This window comes from Candidatus Endomicrobiellum pyrsonymphae (assembly GCF_020328025.1).
GTDB classification, from domain to species: Bacteria; Elusimicrobiota; Endomicrobiia; order Endomicrobiales; family Endomicrobiaceae; genus Endomicrobiellum; species Endomicrobiellum pyrsonymphae.
Genome location: NZ_JAIXMZ010000016.1, coordinates 12,380 through 19,061 on the forward strand (window position 1 = coordinate 12,380; position 6,682 = coordinate 19,061).

At 33.4% G+C, this 6,682-nt stretch carries 4 protein-coding genes and 1 pseudogene; all 5 read right to left on the reverse strand.

The annotated features are described in order from the left end of the window. Positions 1-226, reverse strand: a pseudogene (locus LE180_RS02565) (CRISPR-associated protein Cas4); the annotation flags it as partial. Position 227: 1 nt separating this feature from the next. Next, positions 228-1,490, reverse strand: a complete 1,263-nt coding sequence (cas7c, locus tag LE180_RS02570; protein ID WP_374133924.1) for a type I-C CRISPR-associated protein Cas7/Csd2 — start codon at positions 1,488-1,490, stop codon at positions 228-230. Further along, positions 1,483-3,333 carry a type I-C CRISPR-associated protein Cas8c/Csd1 gene (cas8c, locus tag LE180_RS02575; protein ID WP_374133925.1) on the reverse strand — a complete coding sequence of 617 codons (1,851 nt, stop codon included), beginning with the start codon at positions 3,331-3,333 and terminating at the stop codon, positions 1,483-1,485. Before cas8c ends, cas7c begins: the two co-directional genes overlap by 8 nt. Continuing rightward, on the reverse strand, positions 3,330-4,043 hold the full coding sequence (cas5c, locus tag LE180_RS02580; RefSeq protein ID WP_374133926.1) for a type I-C CRISPR-associated protein Cas5c: 714 nt from the start codon (positions 4,041-4,043) through the stop codon (positions 3,330-3,332). Before cas5c ends, cas8c begins: the two co-directional genes overlap by 4 nt. An 18-nt stretch (positions 4,044-4,061) precedes the next feature. Beyond that, entirely contained in the window at positions 4,062-6,233 is a 2,172-nt protein-coding gene (cas3, locus tag LE180_RS02585) for a CRISPR-associated helicase Cas3' (RefSeq protein WP_374133927.1), read from the reverse strand. Positions 6,234-6,682 lie beyond the last annotated feature (449 nt).

A 6,682-nucleotide genomic window follows, 5' to 3' on the forward strand; every position in this document is an offset into this window, starting at 1 on the left:
ATATTAAACCAAGATTATAAGATTTAATATAAATATCCCGTTCGATAATTATGCCTTTTTTACGCTCAATTTTTTCTGTATGAACTTTGTCGTGCATGACAGTTCCTCTTGCCGTAAAGAAATTATCTGCCCATAATTGCTCAACATGAATCAGCACACACTGACGTTTACAATACGATAGATGCTGTAATCCTGACAAAGATAATAAATCGTCTTCTGAATACATTTTATATTTTCTCTTCTAACGTTATTATATTTTCGTCCAAGACCTTTTCTATTTCTTCTTCTTTCCGCTGGGCGCCCGTGCGGCTGTACTCGGCGAGCACCTTTTTTATTCCTTTTTCTATTTCTTCTTTTTGCGGAAGATTATAATCAGAGAAATTCCTTGCAACAGTGGCAGCATCATTTTTCCTAATTTTAAGTTTTACCAAATCAAACAACTTGTCAGCAGGAGCGTTCCCTAATTTGTCACGATGTTTGAATACATATAGTTTTCTTGCAGACATTAAACCTCTTGCGGCAGACCTGTCATTTTCAAACATATTAATTAAAGCCTCCCAAAACAGTTCTAAATCATCTTCAGTAAATCCTGTTTGCTTTGCAAGAGGAGCCGAAACAAAACCATAGGCAACATATAATCCGTAAGGAACAGTGCTTTTCCTGCCCATAGTGCGATTATCGCCAGATTGTTCTTTTGCTTCTTTCTCAGTTGCTACAGCCATTCTTGTAATTGAATGTTCAGATATTACGATTGGATCCACAGACCGAGCAAATGTAAATTGAATAGGACCCCTTACTTGACCACAGTTTGGTACAGATTTCAAAGACATTACAGCTCCAAAGGCGCGAATATCATAAAAATTCTCGCACATCCAACTTTTACCCTTGTCCGTTTCTTCTGAAGTTGGTGTTCTTGGTCTCGCATCTTTCACAATCTTGTTAAGAAATTCACTTAGTTTTTTTGTTGGCTTTAATTCTTTTATATAATTTTTTATTGCTTCCTTATTCGCGTTAGAAGCAACAACAAGAAACTGCTTTTCATTTTCTGTTTTTATACCCATACCTTCAGGATTCTCCCTCTTCTCCCCATCACACTCTTCGCACGGTTCATTTTCTGTATACATACCTTCAGGAAGCACATAGTTCTCCAGTTCGTCTTTTAGATCATCTGGTATTTCTTTACGAATCTCTTCACCAAGCTTAATGTTAAGATTTTCAAAAGCTTCTATGTGAAATTTACCAAGAACTGCCTTTTCTTTTATATAAATTTTAAAATTATCTTTATCTTGCTCATTTTTTGTCAATTCAACAAAGTTTCTTACCTTTCTTTTCAAACAAACGTCCGTCACAATTCCTTGCCCCGTTTCAGCATCAACTCTTGGTAAATTGCCCGCGTCAGGGTCGCCATTTGGATTGCCGTCTTTTACATCAAATACATACACAAAGTCATATCTGTTTTCTAATGCCTTTCTGTTTTTTAATTCAGCCATTTTCTTGTTCTCCTTGAATTTTGTTTTCCGTTTCTGTTTTTTCTTTTTTTGGTTTAAAGAAATCTTGTCTTTGTTGATAATAACCCACTGAAAACATTCCTTGTTCTGTTAATGATAAATATGAAGGATAGCCTTTACTATTATCAATCTTGTCCTGTATTTCGCCTATCAACTTTTCAAAATAAACTGCCCTTCCTGCTTTTTCTTTGCTTAGTTTATTAAGGTGATGTTGATGTAATCTCATTAATGTTGAAAATACCGCAACAGGCGAACTTGATGCCGTACCGTAATACCTCATAATTGTTGAATTTGGTTTCTCTTGCGCCTCCCCTTGCAACTTTTCAAGAGTTGCAAATAAACGCCCTAAAACATAGCCCTGATTTGTATTTTCTTTGTTTAAAGACACTGTTATTTCCTCCTCCTTTTGTGTTTTTCTTGAGAGCCTATTAAGATAGGCTTTTATTAAAGCAACTCTTTCGTGACTTATAACCCATTCAGATTTTGCTTTTTCCGCTTTCCTATTTTTTGCTTTGTATTTGTAATCTTGTGCTTTAATTCGGTTAATAACAGCTTGCAATATTGTTTCGGGATAAGGCAACCCTTTCAAAACCGACATCATAAAATCGCCGGCAAGATGCGGTGCAATGTTTTCCGACTCACCGAGAACGGCAGTTGAAACCAAAAGTTTGAATAATGGTAAAAATTCACTCTCAAAGCTTGGTCTGTCTATTTCTAAATCTTGGAAATGTTTTGCTATATTTTCCGACATACCTCTTACCGTATCTTTTATAAAAAATCTTACTGCTATCCTTGCTTCGTTTGGAGAAAGCCCTAAAACATAAAATTCAGTTTTACTATCATCATTACTTAAAGCGCCACTTTTTACAGATTCCAATAACGCTTTTACGGTCTTTACTCCTTTATTAGGATCGTCTTTCTGCGGTATATTAAAAAAAGAGGCAAAATCATTTTCTAAGTTGTCTTTTTTAGCTGCCCAAAATATCATCGTAAAGGAATCTCCTACCTGTATTTTTTGTTGTGATTTTTTATCAAGCAAAAAATTTAAAGCTGTAGTATAAGCAAACACTGCTTTTATACCTGATGGGGAATTATTGCCTTGCTCTTTTCCATAAGAACAGTATGCAGAGGAATTAAACGACACTATGTTAGCTCCGCTTGACCGCGCGCGCCAAACTCCTTTTATAGAAGGATGTAACCTTTCGATAATATCTTTTTCTCCTGAGATTAAACAAATTGTTTTTTCCGCTTTATCAAATTTTTTCAAATTCTTTATATTTTCCGATGACCTGTATGCTTCAATAATAGAGTTTAAAAGAATTTTTGAATTAGCAATTATATCTGATTCGCCTTCAAGCCTAAAAGTGATTAAAGGGTTTTCATCCTCCAATAAAACCTTTAAATTTTCTGCAAATTTTTTCTGCAATAATTTTTCTTTGTCGGATTTTTCTAAAAACAGTTTTAATGCATTCAGTCCTTTATCTTCCTGCTTCCCGAGTAAATTGATTTCATTTTTAAATTTTTGGTGCATTTTGCTTACTTGCTCATCTCGCTCATCATCATTTTTTGTTTTAATACCCAAAGCATACTTTGGATTGTCCCACAAAAGATTTGAAACAATTCCACTTGTTCTTCTAACTGAATGAGGAACTAAAAATTTCCTCGCCCTTTTTTCTTCTCCTGTTCCTTCATACGTAATTTCTAAATTCACAACTTCGCCGTTTTCGTCTAAAACGACGATATAAGGAATTTCTTTTTTCTCAAACCCAAATTTTGGCAAATCAGGTTTTCTATAATAATATTCTTTTAACGCTTGTAAAATCATTTTAATACCTCCTTGCTACCCCAAGCGGGCACATTGATTATGCCATTTTCCATTTTTGCAAAAAACCATAAGGCTTGCGGAGATTGTAAATCTTTGAAATCCATATCATAAAGCATAATTCCTAAATCTTTTGTTTCATCAATAGGGGCAACTTTACCTTCTTTGGGATTAATCAATTTGAAACCTGCAGAAAATTCTCTACAGCCTAAATAAGGTTGATTAAAACATTGTCCTCTACTCGCCCGTCTTTCAAACATAGAAGCATATTTGGACTCTGTTTCGTCTTCTCCGTTAAGAATTTCCTCTTTTAACTTTTTCTTTGTATGTTCGTATAAAACATTGCGTAAATGATTTTCCCTTTCCTCTTGAGGTATAAAATCAAATTCCGCATATATTCTATATTTGACATCTTTAAGACATAAAGTAGCTCTTTGTTGAATACTATCTTGAGTATAAATACATTCTTTACTAACTTTACTAACTGAAGCAATATCTTTAACTTCATTACGCCGAATAGAAAACCATTTGATTGGGTTTAAAACTTCAATTTTTTTAACATTCCAAACAATAGCAGGTTTCCATAAAATAGATTCAAAAATTGCCCTTGCCGCAGATGGAGTTATAACATCATAACTTACTCTTTCAACTTTCATTTCAGGTCTTGTAAAACAGGCATAATCACCCCAAACTTCTAAACAAAAACCTTTCATTTTTTTACCCCTCTTTTTTTATATATTCCATTCATCTAAACCATAATTTTCATCATAAATAGCCAAACCAACATCATCTTTGTAAAAACTTGTTGTATCTTGCGCAAAAATTCCGTCTTGTATTTCTTCAAGTAATCCTTTTGCTCTTATTTCGTCAAACATTCTCGATGGAATATTGACCGTATATCTCTGCAAAGAACGCATTAGATTTTTACTTATACCAGCGTATTTAAGGGTTTTCAGTAAATTCTTGCTTTTATCATCATAGCTAACAATAATTGTTTTATTGCATTTATCATCAATAATATTAAATTTTTTGGCATAGGATGCAAATTGAAAATGACCATGCTCTGCGCCATTTATCAACTGCTCTTTTAGCTCAACATCTCCGACGGAGTTTACTTTACTTATTAAAAGCTCAAAAAACTTTTTAGACGTTTCTGCGCTGCCAATATTAAAATTGTCATCATACATCATTTCTTTTGTAGTATCGCCACTTTTACGCATTAAACCAACAGGCAAAGCTGTAGGCGGATTAAAAACAAAAACTTCGCCTATTTCTAAGTTACCTTCTCTATTACATCTACCTGCCGTTTGAACTATTGACGGTAATCCTGTAAAAGCTCTAAATACAACAGGAAAATCAATGTCAACACCAGCTTCTATTAACTGTGTACTTATTACTATAATCTCTTCGTTGTTTTTTAACTTTTCTTTTATCAAAGCTATTTTTTTACTTCTATGTTCTGCACACATTAAAGCAGATAAATGAATACTTCCTTTCGGCATTAATTTATACAAATTAAAACAATCTTTTCTTGTATTTACTACGCACAAAACTTGTTTATATTGTTTCAGTCGTTTGGCAACATCTTCCCAACTTTCGCTTTTAGAATCTTTTTGCGGGAAATTATAAGTAACTCTTTTAAGTTTATTATATAGATTCATAGAAGGCGGTATTATTTTCTCTACATATTTTATATTTTTAAAATACGGTTGTGTAGCAGTAGAAAAAACAATAGAACATTTATAATTATCCACTAACTGGCGCATAATATCTTCAACCGGATATAATAATTCAGTAGGCAATATCTGAGCTTCATCTAAAATAATTACGCTGTTTATCATATTGTGCAATTTTCTGCATTCACTCTTTCTATTAGCATATAAAGATTCAAAGAACTGCACATTAGTCGTAACAATAACAGGAGCGTCCCAATTTTCACAAGCTAAACGAGATTTTTCAGTTTCTTTGTCGGGATCAATATTGCTATGGTGTTCAATAACGTTATCGTCACCAAAAATATCTCTTAAAATTTCGGACGTTTGCTCTATAATTGAAGTATATGGAATTACGTATATTATTCTTTTTTTACCAAATTCTAACGCATTTCCAAATGCAAAAGCTACTGAAGACAATGTTTTCCCGCCACCCGTTGGAACCGTAAGTTCAAAAAAACCTTCTTTATCTGTTGCCTTTTGTTCACAAGCCCTAAGTATTTCAATACGAATTTTATTTAAATCTGTCTGTGGGTTATCATATTTTTTCATATGTTGAAAAAACTTACTTGAAAGTTCTGAAATAGAATCAAAGTTGCCTCTGTCTTTTTGTCCACAGTTTATATGGTTTTCCGTATCAATAAAATCTGCGTCAACTAGGCAAGAGTAAAGCATTCTTAGCCATAAATGTAAATCATGCTCGAGCTTTTTTAAAGCTGGAGGCTTTAAAGGATTTTTCAAATCAATAAGACTGCTTTTCACATATTTTTTCACTTGTTCATCAAAATATTTTTTATCGCCTTTTTCACTAAGTCTATAATTAATTGAACTCGGTCCACCATACCAATCACTTAATCCAGCATGATGTCCAGCTATACAATATGCCAAAATTTTACCTACATCATTGTATTTCTCTTTTGCAAAAATAGCTCCTGCTCCAGAATGATTAGTTTTTTTAACATGAACTCCATCTTCATCAGAATCTTCATTAGACGATTTTTTCAAATATTTTTGAAAGTCATCAGACGCTTTACCTAAATCGTGCAAAAGTCCAATGTTATACGCCCAATCAGACGAATCAAATTCTTCTGCAAATTTAGAAGATTGTGTCGCAACGTTTGCAAGATGATCTGCTAATAACTGCCATTCACCATTACTATTTGCAGAGTGCGCATAAATTTCTTTTTTCATAATATATGATGCTCCTGTAGTTTCTGAGGCTGTATTAAATGTATTCTTCACAAGCGACAAAATAGTATGGTATCAAAATATCCAAGATAAAAAATAAATTTAGGACAATTCTAACACTAGTCGCGTCCGTTATGGACGCGACATCAGCTCTACAAAGTGACAAAAACAACACATTAACTATTTCAATTCACGTACCTTACATTTTTTATAAAGTACGACTCTTCATTTATACCTTCATTACTCTTCTCTTATTTTTATGTTTAAAGTATCTTAATTCACCAATCAGTCTTTCAACCTTTGTGCAAGAGCATAAGTTTCATCTCTCAAAGGTTTATCAAATCCAACATTTAGACGATTGCGAGTTTTACCATAAAATAGCGCGCCACTCTCTATGGTAATATTCATCATTTCTTCTAGGCAAACAGCTTGCGCGCAAAGCTGAACCTTAT

Bases quoted from the DNA above. Each gene is read 5' to 3' on its own strand.
- cas7c (WP_374133924.1), bottom strand. From the start codon at position 1,490: ATGGCTGAATTAAAAAACAGAAAGGCATTAGAAAACAGATATGACTTT.
- cas8c (WP_374133925.1), bottom strand. From the start codon at position 3,333: ATGATTTTACAAGCGTTAAAAGAATATTATTATAGAAAACCTGATTTG.
- cas5c (WP_374133926.1), bottom strand. From the start codon at position 4,043: ATGAAAGGTTTTTGTTTAGAAGTTTGGGGTGATTATGCCTGTTTTACA.
- cas3 (WP_374133927.1), bottom strand. From the start codon at position 6,233: ATGAAAAAAGAAATTTATGCGCACTCTGCAAATAGTAATGGTGAATGG.